Genomic DNA, 25459 nt, shown 5'->3' with positions numbered 1-25459 from the left:
TCAGGAGAAACCTCATGGAACAAGCTGCATGGAAGCAACAGTTTTTCAACGACAGGATGCCTGCTTGCTCATTGAGTGGGGATTGGTTGACCTTCTGCTTAGTCGATGAAACGGGAAATGGAAAAAGTTATGGGGGACTGCCTTACACCCTGCGTGACGTCGCTGGTCAGCAATACAACGGTCGGTTGAACGGGGAGGGTTTTGCCCGAGTGGAGGGCTTTTTCTGTGGTCCCGTAATTCTGATGATGGAGGAGCGCTATTCAGGTCGGGAAACGCTCTATCAGTCGCTCATGACACGTTCATTCTATGCATTGCCTATCACTGAGTTGCAAGTGCGTGCCGAGCAAACCCATTTTCTTGATAACCACGATCAGATTGTCGAAAAAAATCCCGCACGCCCAAATGCAGATCATTTTTATCAGGTTGAAGTGAGTGACCTGGTTCGACATAGCGCTCACTTGCCGCCCCTGTCGTCACAGGCTCACCGTCCAATGCGGCATGCACTCAAGATGATGGCAGACCTTGGTTTTGGACCTCCCGAGTCTTCCTTCAAGGGGCTGGTGCTCTTTCCGAAAAAATTCACGATGTTGCAGGTGCGACCTCTAAGAGCATTACGGCCAATCCTTTCTACACAGGATCAATTTTGCGCATTGAACCTGTACCAACTGGCGTTAATGGCAACATTAAGCTATTGCGAGTTTGGCCAAGATCCTTCAGCAGAACCTAAGGATAAAGTCAGCTTTCCTTGGCATCCAAGTATCGGGAATTTGTTTTCCGAACGCTTGTCATGTCACCGGGAGGCGTGGAGGTTTGACTCAGAGCAAGTGCAACGATTTTATCCATTGTATGAAGACGTAGCTTATTCCCGTCGTTTCGAGATTTTGCCTTTTGATCCAGAGTTGTACGGGCAGAATGCCAATGCGCATGATCTCGAGCATCCGGAGCGGATACACTTTTTTAACGATGTAGAGTTTGGAACAGATACTCAAGCATTCATTTGTCATCACGATGAAGTGGTGCTTATTGCTGTACGCGGCACCGCTAGTGGTGCCGATGTTCTACGCGATGCAAACGCCCATCAAGTCCCATTCATCGAGGGCGTTGGAAAAGCCCATCAAGGTTTTTATCAGGCATTTCAGGCCATGCATAATTTTGTATCGGGTTACCTTTTTCGATATCACAGCGGCCAACGAATTATCATTTGTGGCCATAGTCTTGGGGGGGCTATAGCACTCTTATTGGCAGAGGCCCTACGTCGCACGCCAGATCGAGATTACGACCCACTCCTCTACACCTACGGCGCCCCCCGCGCCGCCGACTCTGAATTTACCGCCGGTGCCTCTTCCCTGATCCACCATCGTATCGTCAACCACAACGACCCCGTCCCCAGTGTCCCGGCGTCCTGGATGAACACCACCGCCAAGCTCTGGATTCCCGGGGCCATCACGCTATTCAGCCACCCCGTGCCCGGTGGCCTGTTGTTCGCCGCAGGGCTGGTGCGGGTGGGTGGTAACCCTTATCGACATCATGGCGAGCAATATCACTTCATGCCGATCACGCTCCCGGATGGCAGCCACTCCTCGGTGTTATGGAAGCCTGGCTGTGAATCCCTCCAAGAAGCGGGTTGCAACCGCGCATTGCAACTGCAGGGCGACATGCCCGAGCGCGATAATGTGCTGAGGCAGCTGTTCCAAGCCGACCAGCACTTCATGACCACCAGCTACATCCCCGCGGCGTGGGCGACATTGCGCCGCTGGCAACAAACCCTGGAGAGTGAGGGCGCGTTGGTGACTCAGAGGGAGTTCGAGCTGCTCGACCGGGCCTTTGAAGACATGCGCGAGCAACTCCGGGCCAAGCGGCGTGAACTTGCGCTACGGCGCCCTGCCAATGATCGTAGCCATGAACCTACTGATGCCTTGAACGCAGAGATCGACCGGTTGCACACCAGTCGTGAGCGCTTGGCAAGCCTGCGCTGGCGACGCCTGGAAGCCCGCGATGTCTACGGCAGCCATGCCCGTTCTGCACATCTCCAATCGAGCCTCAAACGTTGGTTCAGCCACCGCGAGAATCGTGAGCCGGCCCAATTCGCTAGCATCCCGCCGCCTGCCCACGACGAACAGGCACGGGTGCAAACGCTGGACATCGACTCAGTCGTCTAGCCCGTGCGGTTACATAAACTCTACCTGCGCCGGTTGCCGCTTCATCAGCACCTTGCCGTTGCGAATCGAGTACAGCGGCAAGCCCTGGCTACGTATGACTTCGTAGTCGCTGTCGGCCGACAGGATCAACAGGTTAGCCGGGCGGCCTGCTTGCAACCCATAACGATCACCCAGGGCCATGGCTTTGGCACTGTTGTCGGTGACCAGGTCCAGGGCGTTTTGCAAATTGCGGTAACCGAGCATATGGCAAATGTGCAGACCGGCCTCCAGTACTCGCAGAATGTTGCCGTTACCCAGCGGGTACCAGGGATCGACGATGGAGTCCTGGCCGAAACACACGTTCATGCCGGCATCAAGCAGTTCGTTGACGCGGGTGACGCCGCGGCGTTTCGGGAAGTTGTCGAAGCGGCCTTGCAGGTGGATGCTTTCGGTGGGGCACGAGATAAAGCTGATGCCGGAATGCCCCAACAGGCGAAACAGTTTGGCGCAGTAGGCGTTGTCGTAGGAGCCCATGGCGGTGGTATGGCTGGCGGTGACCCGGGCACCCATGTCGCGGCTGCGGGTTTCTTCCGCGAGGACTTCGAGAAAGCGCGAGTGGGGGTCGTCGGTTTCGTCACAGTGCACGTCCACCAGGCAGCCGGTGCGTTCGGCCAGGTCCATGAGGAACTTCACCGAACTCACGCCTTGGTCGCGGGTGTATTCGAAGTGGGGGATGCCACCGATCACATCGGCACCCAGGCGAATGGCTTCTTCCATCAATTCGCGGCCGTTGCGGAATGACTCGATGCCTTCCTGGGGGAAGGCGACGATTTGCAGGTCGATCAGGTGCGTGCTTTCTTCACGTACCTCCAGCAGAGCCTTGAGTGCGGTGAGGTCCGGGTCGGTGACGTCGACATGGGTACGCACATGCTGGATGCCATGGGCGGCGAGGGCTTGAATGGTTTTTTTGGCCCGGGCCTTGGTGTCTTCCAGAGTAATGGTGGCCTTGCGTTCGCCCCAGCACTCGATGCCTTCAAACAGCGTACCGCTCATGTTCCAGCGCGGCTCGCCGGCGGTGAGGGTGGCGTCGAGGTGGATGTGGGGTTCGACGAAGGGTGGTACTACCAGGTTGCCGGCGGCGTCCAAGTCGCCGGCCATCAGCGCCGGCTCCCCCGTTTGCGCAGTGATGGTGGCGATCCGGCCGTGTTCCAGGTGCAGATCATGCAGGCCTTCACGGTTGCGCAGGCGGGCATTGATGATGTGCATGGGCAAGTTCCTCTTGGCTAAAAACAATCAGGCAGACAGCCGCCAGATCCTCAGGGCGATACCGATGTCCAGGCGGTCATGGCGCGTAGTATGGCGCTGAGCAACACATAGGTCAGCGATGCGGCAAAAATTCCCACCAACGGCGCGACCCACGGCGAGTTGAACGCGACCACGGTGCCCACCCCATACGCGATCAGACCTGGCCAATTGAATGCCGGTAAGTGAGCCTCTGCCAAGCGGGGATATTGGCCGCGATAGCGATAGAAGAAGTCCGCCATGATCACGCCTCCTATCGGCGGGATGACCGTGCCCAGCAGGATCAGGTACGGCACCAGCAGGTCGTACATGCCGAACAAGGCGAGCAGGGTGCCGATCACCGCGCCGGCCAGGGTCACGCTCTTGCGCCGTTGGGTGCGCAGCAGGTTGCAACCGGCGACGGCGAAGTTGTAGATGGTGTTGTCCTGGGTGCTCCAGATATTGAGCAGCAACATCGCCATCGCCGCCGTGGCGAAACCTTGCAGCAGCAAGACCTCCACCACATCCGGTTGCTGATAGACGATGGCGCCATAGGCCCCGATCAGCACCATCAAGCCGTTGCCGACAAAAAAGCCGATCAGGCTGGCCAGCACCGCAACCTTGGCCGAGCGCGAAAACCGTGTCCAGTTGGTGGCCTGAGTTGCCCCGCTGACAAATGTCCCGAACACCAGGGTGATGGCGGTGGACAAGTCCAGCTCAGCGCTGGGCACCACCGCCAGCAGCCCCTCCAGCCCGCCGACCTTCACGGTGGCGACCCACATCGACAGCAGCAACAGAAGCCCCATGGCCGGCACCGCGATGTAGGACAGGATCTCCAGGCCGCGATACCCCACGTAGGCGGTGGCGCAGAACAGTAAGCCGAATACCACCATCAGCCCCAGCACACTGCCCTGGCTCAATTGGAAATACTTGCCCAATACCACGGCCGCCGTGGCCGTGCCCCAGGCATACCAGCCGATCTGGGTAAAGCCGAGGATCAAGTCACTGAGCTTGCTGCCCACTTCCCCGAAGCAGAAACGCCCCATCAACACCGAGTTCAGGCCGCTCTTGAACGCGATGTAACCCAAGCCTGCGGCGTAGATACCCAACAACAGGTTACCCAGGGCCACGACGCCGAGCATGTCGATGAAGCTGAACGCCACTCCCAGCTTGCCGCCGGCGAACATGGTCGCGGTAAAAAACGTGAACCCCAGCAACACCATGGCCGTAGAGGCCAGGCCCTTACGCGCGTGCAAGGGGACTTCGCTAAGAGGGTAATCGTTGCCGGGGTCTTGCTGCGTCATGGGGGCTGCTCCCTGAGTGGTGACCCAGGTTGTGTGCATCCTGCGTGCCAATGCAGGTGCAGGCAGGTATGCGCTGACGGGAGCAAGCCCTTCATAGGGTCTCCCGCCCAATCCAGCGCAAAAGCGGTGCAGCGGTGAGCCAAACTGGCTCAGTCGAATAGTGTCTGCGTGGTCTCACCCCGATTAAATGCGAAGGCAGCCTCAAGATCACTTTCAATCGTGCGCCCGCGAGACAGGGGCGGCAGGTCATCCAAGGTGAAAAAGCCGACTTCGGTGGTTTCAAAACCTGCCGTGGGTGCGAGTTGGTCCACCCGGTCACAAAGGAAGTACAACTTGTAGAAATCCCTCACATCTGGCCGGTACGAGCCCTTGGCCTTGTGCGTCACGCTGTATAGCGCCCTTGCGGTGACAGTGAGCCCGGCTTCTTCGTGGATTTCCTTGATGATGTTCTCGGCCGCCGACAAACCTATATCGGCATAACCACCGGGCAATGCCCAGCAGCCATCGGTCGATTCCCGTACCAGCAAAATCCGCTCACCTTCGATCACCGCACCGCGCACGTCGATCATCGGTGTCGAATAACGCTGGGCGAAATCCGAAACCAGGCCGGTGATACGCTCCAGCGGTACGTTGCCCAATTGCGCCAGCATGGTGTGAGCGATCAGGGCAATTTCCTCCAGGCGCTCGCGCTCGAAAGCATCGGTGCAGAAATGCAACCCCGTGGAAGCCAGCGCCTGCAAGCGCTTGGCTTGGGCCAGCCAGGTGGTTTCCATCACGTTCTCCTGAAAGCATTTCCAAAAAAAACCACCCGCAGGTGGTTTTCCAACACGTTATCGCTTACTCGCCGCGATAGATGCAGCCACTGGTGCAGGTCTCGTGGATACGGATCGCACTGAGTTCCGGCAGCAAGGGTTTCAGTTCATTCCAGATCCACTTGGCCAGCACTTCGCTGGTGGGGTTTTCCAGGCCGGGAATGTCATTGAGGTAGTTGTGGTCGAGGCGTTCATAGAGCGGCTTGAAAATCGCTTTGATCTCCGAGAAGTCGCGAATCCAGCCGGTATGGGGATCCAGGTCGCCGCTCAGGTGGATGGCCACCTTGAACGAGTGCCCATGCAGACGCCCGCATTTGTGGCCTTCCGGTACGTGGGGCAGGCGGTGGGCGGATTCGAAGGTAAACTCTTTGAAGATTTCCACAGTGTTTTCAGCTCGGTCAGGTGTCTGGCAGGCGGCGAGTTTAACAGTTTGCTCAACCTCTGCGCATACCGCCCCTCGGCCGCAGGCGCCCATGCGGTCAAAGGGCTAGCAAACGGTCGCCGAGCTTGCCGTTATCTGCCAATGCCAAAAACTCATCTCCCAGTCGTTGGCTCTCGCTCATGGCAGTTTGCCAATATTTGTTGCGGCCTGGATCATCGCCCATGAAACGCTTGAAGTCGCTGCGGTCTGGCAGCTTGCCGTGGGGCAGGCGGGCCAGGTAGTCCCTGGACGGCGCCAGCAGTAACACATCCTGCAAGCCCTGCTGGTTGCTGCGTCGCCATGGCAGGCCCTTGTCGAACCAGCCGGGGATGACCCGGTCGGTAAAGTGCGGGTACAGCACAATGTCATCGCCGTGGTAGGGCAGGTCGAGGTGGTAATCCAACAGGCCGCCGTCGCGGTAGGTGCCGACCCCGGCACCGGGCAGGTCGCGCACGCCTTGCATGACCATGGGGATCGAGCCGGACGCGAGCAACGCCTGGCGCAGGTTGCCCACGTCCAGGGTGAGGAAGCGCGAGGGGAAATCTTTCAGGGGGTGTACCGGAGGCGCCTGACGCGGGTCGTGGATGATCAGCCGTTCGAAATGCCGCGACAGCCGTGCGCGGCCCCGCAGATTATCGGCAATCACCGATGACAGGCCCAGCCCCAGCCGCCCACGGTGGTCATCGGCGAGCAATCCGTGGCTCTTGACCACCATGATGTTCAGCCGATAGTCGGGGTTGTCCAGCACCCGCGCATCGCGCCCGGCCAGCAGGTCGTCGAGCATGCGTTGGCAGCTCTGGCTGACTTGCGCCATGGTCACGCCTTTGGCAAAGCGCTGCTCGTTGTACAGGCGGCCCAGGTCGAGCAAACCTTGCACCGGGTCGGGCAGGCAGGCGCTGGCGAACCGCCACGAGCCGATGGACGCGCCGATCAGCGCACGCTCGCGCGGCGCACGGGGCAACCAGTCACCGAACAGCGCCAGGTCCAGCCCTTGGATACCCAGGGCCTTGGGGCCGCCCGCCGCGCCGGGGAGGATACCGACGTCGGCAGGCGCAAGGCCCTGCTCGCGGATGCGGGTGAAGGCGCGTTTGCCGGCCTTGAGGGTCAAGGCCGGGAACTTGATATGGATGGCTGTCATACCGGTCTCTGTTGAGGCGAGCGGGGCAGTATAAGAAATCTCGCAGGCAGTGGGAAAAATGGCTTAACCGGAATTGCCATGGTGGCAATTCAGTTTCAGTTAAGTTGCAGCGCGTACCGTGGCCGGCGTAGGAAAACATCATGTAACGGAGACTTATCATGAAGCGCCTCACTGCCCTGGGCGCCGCCGCTATCATCCTCGTTACGGCGACCCCGGCCGCCGCCGTGGACCCCGACAAGCCACTGATCGTGCCGGCCACTGTTACAATTGTCGCTTTCGATCAATTGGACGCTACGGCCCTGGCCCTTCACCCTGGTTCGACGCTGCTGGACACCGATTTGGATGAGGAGTACGGCAAGTACGTTTATGAAGTCGAGCTACGAGATACCGACGGCATTGAATGGGATGTTGAATTGAATGCGCTCACCGGGCAGGTTCTCAAGAATCATCAGGATACGTAATGAAGGTAAATTTACGCGTCGGCAGTCGCGTGGCGCTGGTGCTCATGGTGTTTTGTTCCAGCCTGGCGGCCCGCGACCTCAACCAGGACGAAGCCCTGGCCCTGCGCCAGCAAGGCGTGATCCTGCCATTGGAACAGCTGTTGCAGCAGGCCATGGCGCGATACCCCGGCTCGCGGCTGCTGGAGGCCGAACTGGAAAAGAAACACGGGCAATACGCCTATGAAGTGGAACTGGTGACCACCGAGGGCGTGGTGCGCGAGATCAAGCTGGATGCCACCAATGGCGACCTGATCAAAGATGAGGAAGACTGATGCGCCTGCTCCTGGTGGAAGACAACGTGCCCCTGGCCGACGAACTGATGGCCGGCCTGCAGCGCCAGGGTTATGCAGTCGACTGGCTGGCCGACGGCCGGGACGCCGTGTATCAAGGGCGCAGCGAGCCCTATGACTTGATCATTCTCGACCTTGGCCTGCCCGGTTTGCCCGGGCTTGACGTGCTGGCCCAATGGCGCGCCGCCGCGTTGGCCATCCCGGTGCTGATCCTTACCGCCCGCGATTCCTGGGCCGAGCGTATCGAAGGGCTCAAGGCCGGCGCCGATGATTACCTGAGCAAACCCTTTCACCCTGAAGAACTGTACCTGCGCATCCAGTCGCTGCTGCGCCGCTCCCACGGCCAGACGAACCAGCCCACCCTGCAAGCCGCCGGCCTGCATTTGGATGAAGGGCGCCAGTGCGTGCTACGTGACGGCGCCGAGATCCAACTGACGGCTGCCGAGTTTCGCTTGTTACGCTATTTCATGCTGCATCCCGAACAGATCCTGTCCAAAAGCCACCTTGCCGAGCACTTGTATGACGGTGAGACCGAACGCGACTCCAATGTGCTGGAGGTGCACGTCAACCACCTGCGGCGCAAATTGGGACGCAGCGTGATCGAGACCCGACGCGGTCAGGGTTACCGATTCGGCGCCACTCCGGCATGAGGTCGATCCAGCGGCGCTTGAGCCTGGGGTTGATCAGCGTGATGGTGATCGTCGGCGTGGTGCTGGCGCAAACCAGCCTGTGGTTGTTCGAGGCGGGTTTGCAGCGCTACCTTGAAGCGGGCTTGCGCAACGACAGCGAAAACCTGCTGGTGGCGCTGGTGCGTGGGCCCAACGGCGTGCAGTTGGATGAGCAACGCCTGTCGCCGGCGTACCAACGGCCATTTTCCGGGCATTACTTTCGTATCGACTTTGCCGATGTGCATTGGCGCTCCCGCTCACTGTGGGACCAGGAACTGCCCCGGCTCCCGGTGGCGGGGCTCAAGGGCAACCTGCAACTGGGACCCGAAGGCCAGCAACTGTTGGTGCTGCGCTCGGACTACAAGCGCTTTGGCCAATCGATTTCCATCAGCGTGGCCCAGGACTACACGCCTGTGCGCGAGAGCTTTCGCCTGATGCGTCAGGTCGGCCTGGTGATGGGGCTGGCGGCGCTGCTGCTGGTGCTGATCCTGCAACGGGTCACCGTGCGCCGTGCCCTGCGCCCCCTGGAGACCGCACGTAACCAGATCGCCCAACTGCAACAAGGCCAGCGCTCGCAACTCGATACTCAGGTGCCGCTTGAGCTGGAGCCACTGGTGGCGCAAATCAACCACCTGTTGGCGCACACCGAAGACAGCCTCAAGCGCTCGCGCAACGCCCTCGGCAACCTGGGGCATGCGCTGAAAACCCCGCTGGCAGTGTTGTTGAGCGCGGCCTCCAGTGACGCCCTCAAGGATCATCCGCAACTGAGCCAGTTGCTGCGCGAGCAATTGGAGCAGGTGCAGCAGCGCCTCAACCGTGAACTCAACCGTGCGCGCCTGGCGGGTGATGCGCTGCCGGGCGCGTTGTTTGACTGTGAACAAGAACTGCCCGGTTTACTGGCCACCCTGCGCATGATCCACGGCGAACACCTGGACCTCAGCTACCAGGTGGCGCCGGGCCTGCAACTGCCTTGGGACCGTGAAGACCTGCTGGAACTGCTGGGCAACCTGTTGGACAACGCCTGTAAATGGGCGGACGCCGAGGTACGCCTGAGCGTTAGCGAGACGCCCCAGGGCTATCGGCTGGCGGTGGAAGACGACGGCCCCGGCATTCCCGAGGCCCAGCGCGACCAAGTGTTCAGCCGTGGCGCACGCCTGGATGAGCAAAGGGTTGGCCATGGCCTGGGTTTGGGGATCGTGCGGGATATCGTTGAGGTGTGGGGTGGGGTGTTGCAACTGCAAGAGAGCGAGCTGGGTGGGCTCAAGGTATTGATCCAGTTGCCACGGCGCTAGCATTCACACACCACCGCTCAAAATGTGGGAGCTGGCTTGCCTGCGATAGCATCGACTCGGTTTGCCTGACATACCGAGGTGTCTGCATCGCGGGCAAGCCCGGCTCCCACAGTAAAGCCTTGCTACATTCAGACCCTGAACTGATCCATCAACCCCTGCTGCTGATTTGCCAGGCTGTTCAACGCCTGGCTGACCCGCGCCGATTCATTGGCCTGCTCCGACAACGACTCGGTCACATCGCGAATGGTCGCCACGTTGCTGTTGATCTCTTCGGCCACGGCGCTTTGCTCTTCGGCGGCGCTGGCGATTTGCAGGTTCATATCACTGATCACCGTGACCGCATCGCCAATCTGGCGCAAGGCGGTGACGGCCTGGCCGACCTGTTCGACGCTGCCCTGAGCCTGGCGATAGCTGTTGCCCATGGAGCCGACCACGTCGCTGGTACCGGTTTGCAATTGTTCGATCACCAGGCGGGTTTCTTCCACCGATTCCTGGGTGCGCCGCGCCAGGTTGCGCACTTCGTCGGCGACCACGGCAAAACCGCGGCCGGCTTCACCGGCGCGAGCGGCTTCGATGGCGGCGTTGAGCGCCAACAGATTGGTCTGCTCGGCGATGCCGCGAATCACTTCAAGCACCGAGCCGATCTGTTCGCTGTTGGCGGCCAAGCCCTCTACCTGGGTCATGGCGGTGCTCATGTCGGCGGCGAGCTCGCCAATGTTGGCGGTGGTGCGGTCGATAACCGTCAAGCCTTGACGAGTTGCCTGGTCGGCATCTCGGGCGGCTTGGGCCGCTTGGGCGGCGCTGCGGGCCACGTCCTGGGCGGTGGCGCTCATTTCGTGGGATGCGGTAGCCACCTGATCCACCTGGCGGTACTGCTGCTCCATGCCGGCGCTGGTTTGCGTGGCAATGGCCGCGGACTGGTCGGCAGTGCCGCGGGCGTCCTGCACCGAGCGTTTGACCTCGGCAATGATCGGCTGCAGCTTGTCGAGGAAGCGGTTGAACCAGCCGGCCAATTGGCCCAGTTCGTCCTGTTTGGCGTAGGCCAGGCGCCGGGTCAGGTCGCCTTCGCCGCTGGCGATATCCTCAAGCATGTGCGCCACGCCAAGGATTGGCCGGGTCACGCTGCGCGCCATCAGCCACACCAGGATCAAGCCGACCACGGCGGCGAGCAGGCCCAGGCCCAGTTCTAGCAGGGTGCCTTTGGCGTTGTCGGCGTCCAGCTGGTTTTTCAGCGCTTCGGCGGGGGCGACCAGGACTTTTTCCGGTACATCCAGCAATACGCCCCACGCCTTACCGCCGGGAATCGGCGCAAAAGGCGCCAGTACCTTGAGTTGATGGTCGGTGCGCAGGCTGTGGGTCTGGGTACTGCTGGCCAAGGCACTGGTCAACTGTGCGCCGCTGGCCGGGTCGACCTGCTCCAGGCGTTGGCTGAGTTTGCTGGCATCCGGGCTGTAGCCGGCCAGTAAGCCGGTCGGGCTGAGGATGCTGACCTGGGTCTGGCCGTCGTACAGTTTCTGGCTGGCCTGTTGGCTGACCGCCTGCAGGCTGTTGAGGTTGATATCCACCGACAGCGAGGCGATGACTTTGCCATTGACCATCAGCGGGAACACGATGCTGGTCATCAGCACGTTCTGGCCGTCGATCACATAGAAGTAGGGCTCGATCACGCAGGGTTTGAGAGTCGTGCGCGGGCAGGTGAACCAGGCGTTGGCTTTTTCGCCGCTGGGGCCGATGGAGGTGTCGGCCATGTCGCTCTCGGGCAGTGCCATCGAGGTGATTTTTCCCGGTGTCGGTTGCGACCAGTACAGTGCGAAACGGCCTTTGTCATTGCTGCCTAGTTCTGCCTGGTTGGCGAACAGTTCGTCTTTGCCGTCCAGCGCATTGGCTTCGAACACCAGGGACAGGCCGAGCAGGTCGGGGTTGGCCTGCAGGGCGGCCTTGACCTGGCGGGTCAGGTCTTCACGGGTGTCGAAGGCATCGAGAAAGCGCTTCTCGGCCTGTTCGCGCAAAAACAGCACCTGGCGGGAAAAACCATGGCCGTATTGGTAGGCATCCATGAACTGCTGGCGAATGCCCAGCGCTTGCACTTCGCCTTGGGCCTCGATGCGCGACTGGGCGGCTTCGTCGAGCATCTGCATGCTGGATGCCTTGACCTGTTGCGAGCTCTGCGCCATGCGATACAGCGACAGACCCACCAGCAGGGTCACGATCCCCAGCAGGCAGAGGCCCGCCAGCAGGGTGATTTTCCATTGAATGGAGAGCTGCCTGAGCGACATCGGGACATCCTTACCTGAAAGCACATAGAGACAGCGTATCGGCCAGCGCCTGTAATTCTTTATCCGTCCAGAGGGCTTTGCCTCACCACAGTTTTTGACATGACAGCCCAGCTCCTGCAAAGTGCGCGCCCTCTAATAAGACCTCTTTCAAGCTTGCACGCCGGCAGCTGTTCCCATGGGCCGCGCGCGGGCATGCCTGTCTTTTTTGTTTCTGCTTGAGGTAACCATGATTAACGCAGTCATCGCCGCGGTCGGCACCATGCTGGTACTCAGCCTGTCCCGCGTGCACGTGGTCATCGCCATTATCGTCGGCGCCCTGGTGGGCGGCTTGACCGGTGGCCTGGGTATCGAGGCCACGCTCAAGGCCTTCAACGGCGGGCTGGGCGGCGGCGCAACCGTGGCCTTGTCCTACGCATTGCTCGGGGCTTTCGCCGTGGCGATTGCCAAGTCCGGACTGGCCCATGCCCTGGCGGACAAAGCCTTGCTGCTGGTGGACCGCCAGGACGCCAGCGGTGGCAACCACGTTAAATGGCTGCTGATCGGCCTGTTGTGGGTGGTGGCGATTGCCTCGCAGAACATCTTGCCGATCCACATTGCGTTTATTCCGCTGCTGGTACCGCCGCTGCTGTATGTGCTGACCAAGCTGCAACTGGACCGTCGCCTGATCGCCTGCGTGATGACCTTCGGCCTGATAACGCCGTACATGTTTCTGCCGGTGGGCTTTGGCAATATCTTCCTCAATCAGATCCTGCTGGCTAACGTCGCCAAGAGCGGAGTGGATATCAGCGGGGTCAATGTCACCCACGCCATGGGCTTGCCGGCGCTGGGCATGGTGGTCGGCCTGCTGGTGGCGGTGTTGATCAGCTACCGCAAAAAGCGTGTGTACGACCTGAAGAAAATCGAGCGTGTCGAGCAAGTGGCGGTGCAGTACAACCCGCTGACCCTGCTGGTGGCCGGCCTGGCGATTGCCTCGGCGTTCATCATCCAATTGTGGCTGGACTCGATGATCATCGGCGCCCTGGCCGGGTTCCTGATCTTCTCGGTGTCGGGCATCGTGCGCTGGCGCGACACCGATGACCTGTTCACCGAAGGCATGAAGATGATGGCGATGATCGGCTTCATCATGATCGCGTCCTCAGGTTTTGCCGAAGTGCTCAAGGCGACCGGTGACGTGAACTCGCTGGTGCAGGCCTCGGCAGCGTTCATCGGTCATAGCCGGGGCGTTGGCGCGTTGTTGATGCTGCTGGTGGGGTTGTTGGTGACCATGGGCATCGGCTCGTCGTTTTCCACGGTGCCGATCCTCGCGGCGATTTTCGTGCCGCTGTGTGTGCAACTGGGCTTCAGCCCGCTGGCCATCGTGTGCATTGTCGGTACCGCCGGGGCCTTGGGCGACGCCGGTTCGCCCGCCTCGGACTCCACCCTCGGGCCCACCTCCGGCCTGAACATCGACGGCCAGCACCACCATATCTGGGACACCGTGGTACCGACCTTCCTGCACTACAACCTGCCGCTGCTGGCGTTCGGCTGGCTGGCTGCGATGACGCTCTGATCCAAGTGAGCCCCCTGTGGCCAGAGATTGCTCCCGCTGGGCTGCGAAGCAGCCCCAAAAAGCTTGCGTGCGCTGCGCACCCGAGCGGGAGCAAGCTCTGGCCACACAAGCTCGCGCCTACAGTAATCGCTCACATGGCCGTTAACCTCTCAAGTCGCCACTAACAAGAGAGAAAAGCCATGCGTCTGAGTTTGAAGGCCAAAGTCCTGGCCCTTGCTGTCGTGCCGGTGTTGTTGTTTGCCGTGGTCATCAGCCTGACCACCGTGTGGATTCTGCAGGGCCAGGCCCGCAACGAGGTGGATGAAACCCGTCAGCGCCTGCTCAACGACGCCAAGGCCACCCTGCAAAGTTATGTCGAGGTGGCTATGACCACCATCAAGCCGCTCTACGACGCGGCAGCCCCCGGCGACAGCGCGGCGCGGGCGCAGGTGGTCAAGTTGTTATCCAATACCAGCTACGGCAAAGATGGCTATTTCTTCGGCTACGACTCCGAGACCATCCGCCTGTTCAAGGGCAACAGCCCGGACGGCGTGGGCAAGAGCTTCAAGGACAACCGCGATCCCAACGGCGTCTACGTCAACCGCGACCTGGTCAAGGTCGGCAAGGACGGCACCCACTACCTGCAATACAGCTCGACCCAGCCCGGCCAGACCGAACTGGTGCCCAAGCTCGGCTATACCGAGTACCTGCCCAAGTGGGACATGGTGATCGGCACCTCGGTGAACCTCGATGGCATCGACGCCCAGGTGGCAGTGGTGCAGGCTAAAGTCGAAAAGCGCATGCAAGGCGTGCTGTTGAGCATCCTCGGCGTCGCCGTGGTGGTGTTGCTGGTGATCGCCGCCGTGGGCATGCTGCTGGCCAATACCATCCTGCGCCCGCTGCACCTGATGAAAGCCAACCTCGATGACATCGCCGCGGGTGAAGGTGACCTGACCCGCCGCCTGGCCATTACCAGCCAGGATGAACTCGGCGACCTGGCCGGTGCATTCAACCGCTTTGTCGAGAAAATCCACGGCCTGGTGCGCCAGATCACCGACATGACCGCCCAACTCACCGGGCTGGTGAGCCAGGTGTCCGACCAGGCCCAGCGTTCCGAACAGGCCATGGAACGCCAGCGCCACGAGACCGACCAGGTGGCCACTGCGATCAACCAGATGTCTTCGGCGGCGCACGAAGTGGCACGCAGTGCCCAAGGCGCCGCCGTCGCTGCGCAGCAGACCGACGCCGAAGGCCAGGCCGCCAAACGTGTGGTAGACGGCAGCATCGCGCAGATCCATGCGCTGGTGAACGACATCCGCAGCAGCGGCGTGTCCCTGGACAGCCTGCAGCAGGATGTGTCGTCAATCGTCAGTGTGCTCGGCGTGATCCGCTCCATCGCCGAGCAAACCAACCTGCTGGCGCTCAACGCTGCCATCGAGGCCGCACGGGCCGGGGAGGCTGGGCGTGGCTTTGCCGTAGTCGCCGATGAAGTGCGCGCCCTGGCCAGTCGCACCCAAACCAGCACCCAGGAAATCCAGGGCATGATCGATCGCCTGCAAAAAGGCACCGAGGCGGCCGTGGACGCTATGCGCCGCTCCAGCGATGCCGGCGACGGCACTTCGGCCCAGGCCAACCAGGCCGGCGCGTCCCTGGACACCATGGCGCAACTGATTGGCACCATCAACTCAATGAACGCCCAGATCGCCAGCGCCGCGGAAGAGCAGACCGCCGTGGCGGAAGAGATCAACCGCAGCGTGCATCAGATTGCGGTAGCGGTGGACAGCGTGGCGGACGAAACCCAACTGGGCGCTCAGACGTCTCGCAGTCTGGCCGACCTGGGCCAGCGCCTCGGGCAGTTGGTGGGCCAGTTCAGGATCTGATCCATTCAACCCATGGCAGGGTTTAAACGTCGCGCATCAGCAGGCCAAAGCGCAGGTCCATCTGCGCCGGAATCGGCACATACACCGTATGCCCGTCCCCCGGCGCCACCTCAATGCTTTCGCCCTTGGCGTTATGCAGGCTCGGCAAGTCAAAATGAAAATTGCCCGCGGGCGTCATCAACTCCAGGTGGTCGCCCAGCGCAAAGCGGTTCTTGACCTTCACCTCGGCCAACGCGCCACGACGTTCGCCAGTCAGCTCCCCGACAAACTGCTGGCGCTCGGAAACCGAGCTGCCGTTCTGGTAGTTCTGGTATTCATCGTGCACGTGGCGGCGCAGAAAACCTTCGGTGTAGCCACGCTGGGCCAGGGACTCGAGGTTGGTCATCAAGCCGCGGTCAAACGCCCGGCCGGCCACTGCGTCATCGATGGCCTGGCGGTACACCTGGGTGGTGCGCGCGCAGTAAAAGTGGGACTTGGTGCGGCCTTCGATCTTCAACGAATGCACGCCCATCTGTGCCAGGCGTTCCACATGCTGCACGGCCCGCAGGTCCTTGGCGTTCATGATGTAGGTGCCATGTTCGTCTTCGAAAGCGGGCATGGAGTCATCGGGGCGATTGGCTTCCTGTAGCAGGAACACCTGATCGGTGGGCGTGCCGATCCCTAATGTGGGTTGATATTCATGGACGATATCGCCAGTGGCATTCTCCACTGCCGGCGTGGCCTGGTATTTCCAGCGGCAGGCATTGGTGCAGGTGCCCTGGTTGGCATCGCGCTTGTTCATGTAGCCCGACAGCAGGCACCGCCCGGAATAGGCCATGCACAAGGCGCCATGTACAAACACCTCCAACTCCATCGCCGGCACTTGCTGGCGGATTTCGCCGATCTCTTCCAGGGACAGCTCCCGCGACAGAATCACCCTGCAAATGCCTTGTTGCTGCCAGAACGCCACGCTGGCCCAGTTCACCGTATTGGCCTGTACCGACAGGTGGATCGGCATCTGCGGGAAGTGCTGGCGCACCAGCATGATCAACCCCGGGTCGGACATGATCAGCGCATCCGGGCCCATGGCGATCACGGGCGCCAGGTCCTTGAGGAAGGTCTTGAGCTTGGCGTTGTGCGGCGCAATGTTCACCACCACGTAGAAGCGCTTGCCCAGGTCATGGGCTTCGTGGATGCCGAGGGCCAGGTTGGCGTGGTCGAACTCGTTGTTGCGCACCCGCAGGCTGTAGCGCGGTTGGCCGGCATAGACCGCATCGGCACCGTAGGCGAAGGCGTAGCGCATGTTTTTCAGGGTGCCGGCAGGGGCGAGCAGTTCGGGGGCAATCATCGAGGGCATGGCTGTAGGTCGCAAAAGGCGCGAGGGTAGTGCAGGGCCGGGCGCCGTTCATTGATCCACGTCTACGCATGGCGATCTATGCTTGTTCGATAAACAAGGGCACTCCCACGTTTGGCTGCGGACTAAGCAACAGGGCCGCCATCGGCCCTGTTTTTCTGACATGGACCGGACATGAATCAAACCAACCTGCAATTCAAAACCCTGTTGCTGCTACTGGCCTTGGTCACGGTGGCTTTTATCTGGATATTGCTGCCGTTCTACGGCGCGGTGTTCTGGGCCGTGATCCTGGGCATTATCTTTGCGCCGATGCAGCGCCGCCTGCAGCAGCGTTTTAGCTGGAACCGCAACCTGACCTCCCTGACCACCTTGATGGTGTGCCTGGTGATCGCGATTCTGCCGGTGATCATCACCAGTGCTTTGCTGGTGCAAGAGGGGGCCACGCTCTACAAAAACATCGAGAGCGGCAAACTCGACGTGGCGGGTTATATCGAGCAATTCAAGAACGTTCTACCGCCGTATTTCCAGCAATTGCTCGACCGTTTTGGCATGGGCAACCTCGAAGGGCTGCGGGAAAAGGTCGTCAAGGGCGCGATGCAGGGCAGTCAGTTCTTTGCCTCTCAGGCGTTCAGCTTCGGCCAGGGGACGTTTGATTTCCTGGTGAGCTTTTTCATCATGTTGTACCTGCTGTTTTTCCTGCTGCGCGATGGCCCGGAACTGGTACGCAAAGTGCGCACAGCCGTACCGTTGGCCGAGCCGCAAAAGCGTCGCCTGCAGCTCAAGTTCAACCGCGTGGTGCGCGCCACGGTCAAGGGCAACGTGCTGGTGGCTGTGACCCAAGGTGCGCTGGGAGGCTTGATTTTCTGGTTCCTGGACATCCCCAGTGCCTTGCTCTGGGCCGTGCTGATGGCGTTCCTGTCGCTATTGCCAGCGGTGGGTGCCGGGCTGGTCTGGGGGCCGGTGGCGGTTTACTTCCTGTTGAGCGGTTCGATCTGGCAGGGCGTGGTGCTGGGGCTGTTCGGGGTGTTCGTGATTGGCCTGGTGGACAACGTACTGCGCCCGATCCTGGTGGGCAAGGACACCAAGATGCCGGACTACCTGATCCTGATCTCGACCTTGGGCGGCCTGTCGGTGTTCGGCCTTAACGGCTTTGTCATCGGGCCGCTGGTGGCGGCGTTGTTCATGTCGTGCTGGGCGTTGTTCGTCGAAACCAAGCCCCGGGTCAAGTTGCCGCTGCCATAGCGTTCAGGCCTCGAGCCTGAAGTCGGTTGCCATTTGGCGTTGTGTTTCGGCATCGGATAACGAGGTGAGCGGGCCGCTGATCGGCTCGCCATCGCGCACGACATACCAGCAGGCGAGCAAGCCCAGTTTGCGCAGCGGGGCGGGGACGGCGCTGCCGATGACAGACATGATTTGAACAGTGGGCATAAATACCTCCAAACGTTATGGAGGTCACCTTACGGTTTGCCGATGCCTGGGAAAAATCACCTGGCTCGATAGTCGACATCAACGCCAGGCGTTAATCCACCACCTGGTCGAGCATGTTCACCACTTCGTGCTCACTGAGCAGGCCCTTGCGCACCAGGTTTTCTGCCAGTAATGCCAGGAACTTGGCGCTGCGATGGCCTTCAAGGTGCTTGAGTTCAGTCAAGGCGCTGTAGACCTTGCTGGAGGTGCAAAGGCCGGCGGTGCGGTGCGGGTTTTGTGTGGGCATGGTCAATCGTCCTTAATTGTTATTGGCTGGACTGAGTCGATAGTGCGACTGTTTTGTGACGCAAACATGACAGCGCAGCCCGCAATCGATCAAGAGGATATTTGACGCTTATGATGTGGGATTGGCGCTCGGGCGTTGTTCTCACAGCGACACTGGCAGGATAAATCCGGACTTCCCAGGCAAAAAAAGGCCCCGCGTGTGGGCGAGGCCTGTGGCTGTCAACGGGATTAAACCTTACCAACCATGGCGGTAGTAACCGTGGGGCGGGCCGTAGTAGCCACGAGGTGGCCCATAATAACCGCGCGGTGGGCCGTAATAGACGGGCGCCGGGCGGTAGTAAACCTGCTGTTGCACATACACTGGTGGCGGTGGCGCGTAGTAGACCGGCGGCGGCGCGGCATACACCGGCTGCGGCTGCACATACACCGGTTGTTGCACGTACACCTCACGCGGCTGGCTGGCAACCACAGAGCCGACTACCGCTGCGCCGACAAGCGCACCGAACACGGCCGGGCCACCCCAACCACCACCGTGGGCGGAAGCTTGGCCGGCCATTGCGAGTGCGCCGATAAGCAAGGCGATCCTGGGAAGTTTACGCATGATGGTCATTCCTCAATTAGCCCCTGCGCTTGTGGTCTGCAATCAATAGACTCAAGGATTGTCGCGGGGATACTTTTAAGACAACGTATTTCGAGAAAACAGCACGGCCAGTGAGTAAAGGTTGTGTAAGGTCTGTACCGATTTGCTTACTTCAAGGAGTTATCCATGCAGATGCACCCCAACAAGGACACCCAACTGTGCATGTCACTGTCGGCGCGCCCTGGGAACTTTGGCCTGCGTTTTCATAACCACCTGTATGAACAACTGGGTCTGAATTTTTACTATAAAGCCTTCAGCAGCCAGGACCTGCCCGGCGCGATCGGCGGTATCCGCGCCCTGGGTGTGCGCGGTTGCGGGGTGTCCATGCCGTTCAAGGAGGCTGCCATTGCCTTGGTGGACGAACTCGACGATTCGGTTCAAGCCATCGACTCCCTGAACACCATCGTCAACACCAACGGCCACCTCAAGGCTTACAACACCGACTACATCGCCATCGAGCAACTGCTGAAAAAACACGCGGTACCCAAGGACTCCAGCTTCGCCCTGCGCGGCAGCGGCGGCATGGCCAAGGCGGTCGCCAGTGCCTTGCGTGACGGGGGGTACGCCAATGGCGTGATCGTGGCACGTAATGAGGTGGCGGGCCAGGCATTGGCCAGGAACCTGGGGTACGCGTGGCAGGCGGATCTGGGCAGCCTGCGGCCACAGATGCTGATCAACGTGACGCCCATCGGCATGACTGGCGGGGCGGAGGCGGATGCGTTGGCGTTTGAGGCCGAGGCAATCGATCAGGCTGAGACCGTCTTCGATGTGGTGGCGATCCCGGCGGAAACGCCGGTGATCGTGCGTGGCCGTGCCCAGGGCAAGCGGGTGATTACCGGGCTGGAAGTGATCGCTATCCAGGCGTTGGAGCAGTTTGTGCTTTATACCGGCGTGCGGCCTACGCAGGAGCAGTTCGAGGCAGCGGTGGCCTTCGCCCGCAGCTAAAGCCTTACGCACAACCATTCGGTGATCTAACTGACGCGCACGCGATCCAACTGTGGGAGCTGGCTCGCCTGCGATGGCGGCCTGCCAGGCGACGGCTATCTACCTGACACCCCACGATCCAACTGTGGGAGCTGGCTTGCCTGCGAAGACGGCCTCACAGTCGACGCCGTAATACCGAGTACATATCCATTCCTGCGGTAACGGCTACTTAGGGTTCCGCTTTTACAGCGGCTCACTTTTGAAAAGAGCCCAAAAGTAAGCAAAAGGCTCTTGCCCCACCACTCGGCACCTCGCCTAGGCTCGGTGTGCCCGAACGCAGGCTTGAATCCGTGGGCCGCCGCCACGCGCCATCCATGGCGCGGGGCGGCTAACCCGGCGTCCTGCCGGGTTACCCACGAATTAAAGCCTGCGTTCGGCCAGCGTGGTTTAACGGGGCGCCTAAGATCAAAAGCAGAGCAAGATCAAGAGCGGCTCGCTTCGCATCGTAGTTACCGTTGGCTGCTGCAACCTACAAAGTTGTGTCGATACCAATGGCTATCGCAGGCAAGCCAGCTCCCACATGTTTATCTGCATTATCCCTGTTCCAGCTGCGCCAGCCGTTCTTCCAGTGCGGCAATCCGCGCTTCCAGCTCTTCAATGCGCTCCACCGAAACAGCCCCTGCGCTACGCTCTACCGGATTCCCCCGCGCGGTCATAATCGCTTCAATATCTGCCGGGTCCCCCAGTGCATGGGTATACCGGTCTTCCCGCTGCCCCGCCTGACGCGGCACGAGCAGCGCCAGTCCTCGTGCAATCAGGCGCTCGAGCTGATGCACAACCTGTTCGGCATCCTCAAAGTCATGCATACGCCCACTGCGGGTGAGCAACTCATTGACGGTCTGCGGCCCCCGCAGGAACAGCAGCCCGGTCAGGATCACCTGGGCCGGCACCAGTTCCAGGGCCTTGTCCACACGGTGCTCCCAGCGGTCGGCGCGGCTGCCCATCACCAGGCGCGTGAAGCCTTGGCCTTCGAGCGCGCGCAGGCTCTGGCCGACCTGGCCTTGGCTGAGGTTCATCACCGGCTCGCGGCTGGTCTTCTGGTTGCAGGCCAGCACCAGGGCGTTGAGGGTGAGGGGGTAGGTTTCCGGGTTGGTCGCCTGTTTTTCGATCAGGCAGCCCAGGATGCGGATTTCCGTGCTGTTCAGGCGCGGCTCAGGGGTGTCGGTGTCGTGCTCGGCGGTCATCGCGCTTTCCCTATGCAGTGAAGCTCACCAGCGTAATCCTCAAAAAATAAAAGACAAGCACCGGGCATGGCTATAATCGCCGCTGGTTCCAACCCTGCCATTATCAGTGAGACTGACATGACCATTTCCCTGTACGCCGCTTCTATCCCAGTCTTCAAGCAAATGCTCAACGCGTTGAGCGATGTGCTGAACAAAGCCGAAGCCCACGCCAGCGCCAAGAACATCGAGCCCAACGCCTTGCTGCAAGCGCGCCTGTTCCCGGACATGTTCCCGTTGGTGCGCCAGGTGCAGATCGCCGTGGACTTCGCCAAAGGTGTGTCGGCACGCCTGGCCGAGATCGAAGTACCGAAGTACGAAGACAGCGAAGTCACCTTTGCCGACCTGCAAGCACTGATCGCCAAGGTCCTGGCCTTCGTCGACACCATCAAGCCCGAGCAGATCGACGGCAAGGAAGGTATCGAAATCATCACCCGCCCAGGCACGCCGAAAGAGAAGCGCTTCAGCGGCCAGTCCTACCTGCTGACCTACGGCCTGCCGCAGTTCTTCTTCCACGTCACCACCGCTTACGCTTTGTTGCGTCACAACGGTGTGGAAGTGGGCAAGCGTGATTACATGGGCGCGTTCTAAACTCACGCTTCAATAAAAAAACCGGGGCTTGTTCTGAAATGAACGGCCTCGGTTTTTTTTTGCAGGATATTCTTTTCACCAATGCTTTGTTACATATCTTGATGCAACCAATATTCAGTAAATCTCACTCAGGAGTGCCTATTAAACTTTCAACCGAAGAACCTGGAGACCACAAACTAAATGCAGCTTTCCTCCTCTGCGTTAACGTCGACCACCCATAACGCTTATTTCGAAGCCACACGCAATACGTCCGTCAGCCAGGATTCGTCTTCAAGCTCGCTTGCGACGAGCCGGCCCCGTCGAGAGGCTAACGGTAATGAAGCGGTTCTATCAACCTCTGACCGTGCTCAAGCTGACAGTGAATTGGCCGCCCTCTATGCAGATGCCCTAGAGGATCGGACTCGTGATGAGCACACTATTATTCCGAGTATTCCAGACGCGTCGTCTCTCGGCCAATGGCGTACACAGTTGCGTAATACACTTGAAGACCCGAATCTTATATTTATGCTGGAGCGGAAAGGTTTTGACCCGACCACCATGGAGATCGCCTCTGACGGGACGCTGAGCGTTAATAAAAAAAATGGAGCGATAGCCCGACTTACTTTAAAAGACCACCCTCAGTGGGCGTTATACGCAGGGCCCATTATGGTCGCATTGAAAGCCTATGCTCCCGATGGGATAAGCTACTCAGCCGTGCGCGCCGAAAGTGTACCCCTCAAGTTGATTGCACAGTTTTACGGAGAGACGATACATAACGATTCAACCGAAGATCGAAAACGAGCTCGGGAGCTGCAAAAAAACAACGCATTTGCGACGTCGGGCGTTGGTCAGGCGCGTTCTGAAGAAACCCTGATGTTGCAAAAACAACAACTTGCCGATAGACGCGATCTGCAATCCTTCAACGCTGGCCTGATCAAAGCTCTTGTGGGGGTAGACGATTATCTGGATCAGCAAGAATCCTGGCGTCGCCACGATCCCAGCATTCTAAGCAGTTACCGACCTCCCTATGATCGTGATGCCGGATTTCAATCTTTCCTGCAATCTCAACTGATCAAGCTTGGCCCTGACTCGGGTTTCCACCTGGATAACCAACCCATGGCCGGACGACACGTGAACCTTTTGCAGTTCATGACGGCCAATGGCTGGAAGCATCCGGTTAATAAAGCCGAGATAATGGAAATGGGCAACAGTTTACAACAACTTCAGTACCCACAACCGCATCAGGATTTTGGCGGGGGGCTAGCGTGGCCAACGCCGCTCGATACGACCCAACAGCAGGCGATCTACGATGCTGTTTCCTATAACGCGATGGCGCTGCCTGAATTCGATCAGTTGAAATTGAGCCAAAACGCGTTCGGGTATCTTACGCAAACCATCCAATGGTCCGAAGCAGAGTTGAAAGATCCCCGACAAGCGATCTTGAGGCTTTTGCAAAGTCCGGCTGCGCAGTCCTTGGGCGAAGCCTTGCGCGACAAGTTCGAGGGGGTCGGCAGTGTTGAGGATTGGGCACTTTCGGCTCTCCAGATAGGCCTCAATCAGGATGCGTTGTGGAAACCGGGCGAAAAGAACAAGGTGGCTGGGTTTGATCTGTCGGCGCGCGAGAACTGGGGAAAACCGCTGTCATTTGTTCTGAAAGGGCTAACTGATCATCTGAGCAAGTCATACGGCGGTAACGCTCCTGTTGCGGCCTATCTGCTGTTGTCGCACCACGCTCCGGAATTGCTGGTCAAAGATGTCCCGGATCATGTGACTTACGGCTCACCGAATTGGGTCAGTTTGAAATCGATCGTTGCCAAAGCTGAGATGCGCGCTCCAGGTCTGGCGGCGACTAAAACGTATGAGCAGTTGCTCCAAGACGACTTGAGGCCCATAGATGCTGCCGGGATACAAGTGGAAGCGGCGGCGGCGCGAGAGGGGTTGATTCATTGGGCGGTGGCAGATGGGGCCATCGAAAAACGGGAGGATAACAATTATACGAATGAAGAGATTGAACGTGCCGGCGTCCTCGCGAACGAGCGCTTCGAGTTATTGACAACTGCTTCAGAAGCGCAACGCACGGTATTACATAGTCGCTCGGAATTAGGGCTGAGTATATTGAGGAACCGTTTTCCCGAGGAAACCTATGGGAAAATAGACTTCGAGAAAAAAACAATCTATCCAACCGAGAATCACCGCGATTTAAAAGGTCCCTATTCGATATTGGATATCTATTCGGCCCCGCAGCAACATGTCAGATGGTTTTCCAATGATCCCGCTGTTCCGATTGAAAAAATAGCGGCTGACGTTCGCGAGATGGAATCTTTAAACGAAGCGTTCGAATCACATGTCTTGGAGTATTTCGACGGATTTAAAGACGCCATGAGCGTGAATGTTAAACATCAGATGTCTTTGCTGCCTCAGGAGGATCAAGAGGCACTGCAGCACGGCGCGTTGAAAATCTATGGGGAGGAAAAAGTTACCCAAACCATTACATCGGCAGGTTACAAGATTCAGTACGATGTTTCGGAGACTGAAGAAGTTAAAAGTAGCTCTGTATTTCTTGAGACGCTGCATAAAGGCAAGAAACGGATTTACGAATTCAATCCCGCGACGGGCGGGCTGCAGCATCGCGCAGATTTAGCGGAGGGGCTGAAGACAGGGTTGCAAGGCGAGTGGAGCCCCGTTGCTACGAATAAACCCAAGGTCAGAGTTCGATCCAACACCAAAATCAGTGAAATTAATGCCAATGATCCGGCAGAACGTAAAGAGCGAGAATCAAAGCTTCAAACTTCATCTCCTACTCAAGCCTTCAATTCGCAGCGAACGCAGCATATAGCAGACGTAGTCACACGCCATTTTTTCAGGGCCGACGAACGTGAAACGGTGGTCAACGCGGCCAGAGGTGTCACCACGTTCGACACTGAAGTGACTGAATTCGAAAAAATCCAGGCGGTGACCCGTGCACTGATACCGGGCGCGTCGGCACTTCACAGTTTTCAGCAGGGAAGGATCGGTGAAGGACTCACTTTCCTGGCATTTGACGTATTTGGTTTTGTTGTCGCAGGTGCAGGCGCGGTCGGCAAAATTTCAAAGATCGCCAAGGTCGGTGGGCAGCTAGGGCGTGGGGGGGTTACAGGCAGGCTGGGGCGGGCACTTATCAGCGCCGCCAACCCATTTGCGGGCGGGGCAGCCATTGGCACAAGGGGGCTGACAACGTTCTCGTCGATCCTGGGCAAAGGAAGCCTTGGCTGGAAGATCATTGCGGCTAACCGCAGTGTTGACAGGGTTTTTAAGCATAAGCCGAAAAATGTAACGGTGGGCACTTCTCCGGGCGAGGATGCGACGAAGATCATGGCTCAGTTAGATACCGTTACCGGTAAGTGGTACCGATTCAATCCGCAAACAAACGAGCGATACGGGATGCCCCTTCAGGGATTCACTGCGGCCACTTCGCCATCTTGATAGATATTC

General features: G+C 59.5%; 22 protein-coding genes and 2 pseudogenes. 12 read left to right on the top strand and 12 right to left on the bottom strand.

All coding sequences use genetic code 11. The features are described from left to right. Window positions 1-14 precede the first annotated feature (14 nt). The gene (locus BT199_RS25280; RefSeq protein WP_072435686.1) at window positions 15-2159 is read left to right on the top strand and encodes a lipase family protein; all 2145 of its coding nucleotides are present in this window, start codon (window positions 15-17) and stop codon (window positions 2157-2159) included. A 9-nt stretch (window positions 2160-2168) separates the two neighbouring features. Here BT199_RS25280 and codA read toward each other — a convergent pair whose 3' ends face one another. The 5 genes from codA to BT199_RS25255 all read right to left on the bottom strand — a co-directional run bounded on the left by codA (window position 2169) and on the right by BT199_RS25255 (window position 7094). Continuing rightward, entirely contained in the window at window positions 2169-3404 is a 1236-nt protein-coding gene (gene codA, locus BT199_RS25275) for a cytosine deaminase (protein ID WP_072435685.1), read from the bottom strand. Between the two features lie 50 nt (window positions 3405-3454). Beyond that, window positions 3455-4723: a cytosine permease gene (gene codB / locus BT199_RS25270; RefSeq protein WP_060764293.1), complete on the bottom strand. Its 1269-nt coding sequence runs from the start codon at window positions 4721-4723 to the stop codon at window positions 3455-3457. Window positions 4724-4872: 149 nt separating this feature from the next. Further along, window positions 4873-5496 carry an NUDIX hydrolase gene (locus tag BT199_RS25265; protein WP_072435684.1) on the bottom strand — a complete coding sequence of 208 codons (624 nt, stop codon included), beginning with the start codon at window positions 5494-5496 and terminating at the stop codon, window positions 4873-4875. 64 nt (window positions 5497-5560) lie between these two features. Next, window positions 5561-5917, bottom strand: coding sequence for a 6-carboxytetrahydropterin synthase QueD (gene queD, locus BT199_RS25260; protein WP_003190259.1), 357 nt, complete (start codon window positions 5915-5917; stop codon window positions 5561-5563). Window positions 5918-6014: 97 nt separating this feature from the next. Next, complete coding sequence (locus tag BT199_RS25255) at window positions 6015-7094, bottom strand: patatin-like phospholipase domain-containing protein (RefSeq protein WP_072435683.1); 1080 nt, start codon at window positions 7092-7094, stop codon at window positions 6015-6017. Window positions 7095-7252: 158 nt separating this feature from the next. Between BT199_RS25255 and BT199_RS25250 the strand changes: the two genes are divergently transcribed. The 4 genes from BT199_RS25250 to BT199_RS25235 are packed head-to-tail and all read left to right on the top strand — an operon-like array spanning window position 7253 to window position 9844. Then, entirely contained in the window at window positions 7253-7555 is a 303-nt protein-coding gene (locus BT199_RS25250; RefSeq protein WP_014717943.1) for a PepSY domain-containing protein, read from the top strand. After that, a complete protein-coding gene (locus BT199_RS25245; RefSeq protein ID WP_003190266.1) occupies window positions 7555-7866 on the top strand; it encodes a PepSY domain-containing protein in 312 nt (103 codons plus the stop codon). The genes BT199_RS25250 and BT199_RS25245 overlap by 1 nt, the downstream gene beginning before the upstream one ends. Continuing rightward, window positions 7866-8534 (top strand): response regulator transcription factor, encoded by a 669-nt coding sequence (locus tag BT199_RS25240; RefSeq protein ID WP_003190268.1) that lies wholly within the window; start codon window positions 7866-7868, stop codon window positions 8532-8534. Before BT199_RS25245 ends, BT199_RS25240 begins: the two co-directional genes overlap by 1 nt. Continuing rightward, entirely contained in the window at window positions 8531-9844 is a 1314-nt protein-coding gene (locus BT199_RS25235) for a sensor histidine kinase (protein WP_014717944.1), read from the top strand. Before BT199_RS25240 ends, BT199_RS25235 begins: the two co-directional genes overlap by 4 nt. Window positions 9845-9972: 128 nt before the next feature. On the opposite strand, the gene BT199_RS27805 is transcribed toward BT199_RS25235, so the two are convergent. Together BT199_RS27805 and BT199_RS27800 are read right to left on the bottom strand one after the other, a co-directional pair. Beyond that, the gene (locus tag BT199_RS27805; protein WP_370694801.1) at window positions 9973-10728 is read right to left on the bottom strand and encodes a methyl-accepting chemotaxis protein; all 756 of its coding nucleotides are present in this window, start codon (window positions 10726-10728) and stop codon (window positions 9973-9975) included. Window positions 10729-10830: 102 nt separating this feature from the next. Then, window positions 10831-10977: pseudogene (locus BT199_RS27800) on the bottom strand (HAMP domain-containing protein); the annotation flags it as partial. Between the two features lie 1372 nt (window positions 10978-12349). On the opposite strand from BT199_RS27800, the gene BT199_RS25225 reads away from it, so the two are divergent. From BT199_RS25225 to BT199_RS27790, 3 genes and pseudogenes are all read left to right on the top strand, one after another. Next, window positions 12350-13669 (top strand): Na+/H+ antiporter family protein, encoded by a 1320-nt coding sequence (locus BT199_RS25225; protein ID WP_161794324.1) that lies wholly within the window; start codon window positions 12350-12352, stop codon window positions 13667-13669. A 179-nt stretch (window positions 13670-13848) separates the two neighbouring features. Next, window positions 13849-14670 (top strand): annotated as a pseudogene (locus tag BT199_RS27795) (cache domain-containing protein); the annotation flags it as partial. Window positions 14671-14706: 36 nt separating this feature from the next. After that, complete coding sequence (locus BT199_RS27790) at window positions 14707-15528, top strand: methyl-accepting chemotaxis protein (RefSeq protein WP_370874666.1); 822 nt, start codon at window positions 14707-14709, stop codon at window positions 15526-15528. A 22-nt stretch (window positions 15529-15550) separates the two neighbouring features. On the opposite strand, the gene yegQ is transcribed toward BT199_RS27790, so the two are convergent. Further along, complete coding sequence (yegQ, locus tag BT199_RS25215) at window positions 15551-16864, bottom strand: prephenate-dependent tRNA uridine(34) hydroxylase TrhP (protein WP_072435681.1); 1314 nt, start codon at window positions 16862-16864, stop codon at window positions 15551-15553. A gap of 171 nt (window positions 16865-17035) precedes the next feature. Here yegQ and BT199_RS25210 point away from each other — a divergent pair, with 171 nt between their 5' ends. Next, window positions 17036-18103 (top strand): AI-2E family transporter, encoded by a 1068-nt coding sequence (locus BT199_RS25210; RefSeq protein WP_019818663.1) that lies wholly within the window; start codon window positions 17036-17038, stop codon window positions 18101-18103. 3 nt (window positions 18104-18106) lie between these two features. Here the strand turns inward: BT199_RS25210 and BT199_RS25205 are convergent, their stop codons facing one another. From BT199_RS25205 to BT199_RS25195, 3 genes are all read right to left on the bottom strand, one after another. Further along, window positions 18107-18289: a hypothetical protein gene (locus tag BT199_RS25205; protein WP_072435680.1), complete on the bottom strand. Its 183-nt coding sequence runs from the start codon at window positions 18287-18289 to the stop codon at window positions 18107-18109. Between the two features lie 91 nt (window positions 18290-18380). Then, on the bottom strand, window positions 18381-18575 hold the full coding sequence (locus tag BT199_RS25200; RefSeq protein WP_003190284.1) for a hypothetical protein: 195 nt from the start codon (window positions 18573-18575) through the stop codon (window positions 18381-18383). 234 nt (window positions 18576-18809) lie between these two features. Beyond that, complete coding sequence (locus BT199_RS25195) at window positions 18810-19184, bottom strand: hypothetical protein (RefSeq protein ID WP_019818659.1); 375 nt, start codon at window positions 19182-19184, stop codon at window positions 18810-18812. 156 nt (window positions 19185-19340) lie between these two features. Between BT199_RS25195 and BT199_RS25190 the strand changes: the two genes are divergently transcribed. Next, window positions 19341-20159 (top strand): shikimate 5-dehydrogenase, encoded by an 819-nt coding sequence (locus BT199_RS25190; RefSeq protein ID WP_072435679.1) that lies wholly within the window; start codon window positions 19341-19343, stop codon window positions 20157-20159. A 572-nt stretch (window positions 20160-20731) separates the two neighbouring features. On the opposite strand, the gene BT199_RS25180 is transcribed toward BT199_RS25190, so the two are convergent. After that, the gene (locus tag BT199_RS25180; RefSeq protein ID WP_014717951.1) at window positions 20732-21382 is read right to left on the bottom strand and encodes a YceH family protein; all 651 of its coding nucleotides are present in this window, start codon (window positions 21380-21382) and stop codon (window positions 20732-20734) included. Window positions 21383-21499: 117 nt separating this feature from the next. Between BT199_RS25180 and BT199_RS25175 the strand changes: the two genes are divergently transcribed. Together BT199_RS25175 and BT199_RS25170 are read left to right on the top strand one after the other, a co-directional pair. Continuing rightward, window positions 21500-22009 carry a DUF1993 domain-containing protein gene (locus BT199_RS25175; RefSeq protein WP_072435677.1) on the top strand — a complete coding sequence of 170 codons (510 nt, stop codon included), beginning with the start codon at window positions 21500-21502 and terminating at the stop codon, window positions 22007-22009. 180 nt (window positions 22010-22189) lie between these two features. Further along, entirely contained in the window at window positions 22190-25450 is a 3261-nt protein-coding gene (locus BT199_RS25170; RefSeq protein ID WP_072435676.1) for a hypothetical protein, read from the top strand. Window positions 25451-25459: the final 9 nt, after the last annotated feature.

This window comes from Pseudomonas sp. NFR02, from assembly GCF_900119375.1.
GTDB lineage: Bacteria > Pseudomonadota > Gammaproteobacteria > Pseudomonadales > Pseudomonadaceae > Aquipseudomonas > Aquipseudomonas paracarnis.
The sequence above is the reverse complement of the archived record's forward strand: the minus strand, read 5'-3'. Positions and strand labels throughout refer to the sequence as shown.

Excerpts from the sequence above, each read along its gene's own strand:
- BT199_RS25280 (WP_072435686.1), top strand. The coding sequence starts at position 15 with ATGGAACAAGCTGCATGGAAGCAACAGTTTTTCAACGACAGGATGCCT.
- codA (WP_072435685.1), bottom strand. The coding sequence starts at position 3,404 with ATGCACATCATCAATGCCCGCCTGCGCAACCGTGAAGGCCTGCATGAT.
- codB (WP_060764293.1), bottom strand. The coding sequence starts at position 4,723 with ATGACGCAGCAAGACCCCGGCAACGATTACCCTCTTAGCGAAGTCCCC.
- BT199_RS25265 (WP_072435684.1), bottom strand. The coding sequence starts at position 5,496 with ATGGAAACCACCTGGCTGGCCCAAGCCAAGCGCTTGCAGGCGCTGGCT.
- BT199_RS25255 (WP_072435683.1), bottom strand. The coding sequence starts at position 7,094 with ATGACAGCCATCCATATCAAGTTCCCGGCCTTGACCCTCAAGGCCGGC.
- BT199_RS25250 (WP_014717943.1), top strand. The coding sequence starts at position 7,253 with ATGAAGCGCCTCACTGCCCTGGGCGCCGCCGCTATCATCCTCGTTACG.
- BT199_RS25245 (WP_003190266.1), top strand. The coding sequence starts at position 7,555 with ATGAAGGTAAATTTACGCGTCGGCAGTCGCGTGGCGCTGGTGCTCATG.
- BT199_RS25240 (WP_003190268.1), top strand. The coding sequence starts at position 7,866 with ATGCGCCTGCTCCTGGTGGAAGACAACGTGCCCCTGGCCGACGAACTG.
- BT199_RS25235 (WP_014717944.1), top strand. The coding sequence starts at position 8,531 with ATGAGGTCGATCCAGCGGCGCTTGAGCCTGGGGTTGATCAGCGTGATG.
- BT199_RS27805 (WP_370694801.1), bottom strand. The coding sequence starts at position 10,728 with ATGGAGCAGCAGTACCGCCAGGTGGATCAGGTGGCTACCGCATCCCAC.
- BT199_RS27790 (WP_370874666.1), top strand. The coding sequence starts at position 14,707 with ATGACCGCCCAACTCACCGGGCTGGTGAGCCAGGTGTCCGACCAGGCC.
- yegQ (WP_072435681.1), bottom strand. The coding sequence starts at position 16,864 with ATGCCCTCGATGATTGCCCCCGAACTGCTCGCCCCTGCCGGCACCCTG.
- BT199_RS25210 (WP_019818663.1), top strand. The coding sequence starts at position 17,036 with ATGAATCAAACCAACCTGCAATTCAAAACCCTGTTGCTGCTACTGGCC.
- BT199_RS25205 (WP_072435680.1), bottom strand. The coding sequence starts at position 18,289 with ATGCCCACTGTTCAAATCATGTCTGTCATCGGCAGCGCCGTCCCCGCC.
- BT199_RS25200 (WP_003190284.1), bottom strand. The coding sequence starts at position 18,575 with ATGCCCACACAAAACCCGCACCGCACCGCCGGCCTTTGCACCTCCAGC.
- BT199_RS25195 (WP_019818659.1), bottom strand. The coding sequence starts at position 19,184 with ATGACCATCATGCGTAAACTTCCCAGGATCGCCTTGCTTATCGGCGCA.
- BT199_RS25190 (WP_072435679.1), top strand. The coding sequence starts at position 19,341 with ATGCAGATGCACCCCAACAAGGACACCCAACTGTGCATGTCACTGTCG.
- BT199_RS25180 (WP_014717951.1), bottom strand. The coding sequence starts at position 21,382 with ATGACCGCCGAGCACGACACCGACACCCCTGAGCCGCGCCTGAACAGC.
- BT199_RS25175 (WP_072435677.1), top strand. The coding sequence starts at position 21,500 with ATGACCATTTCCCTGTACGCCGCTTCTATCCCAGTCTTCAAGCAAATG.
- BT199_RS25170 (WP_072435676.1), top strand. The coding sequence starts at position 22,190 with ATGCAGCTTTCCTCCTCTGCGTTAACGTCGACCACCCATAACGCTTAT.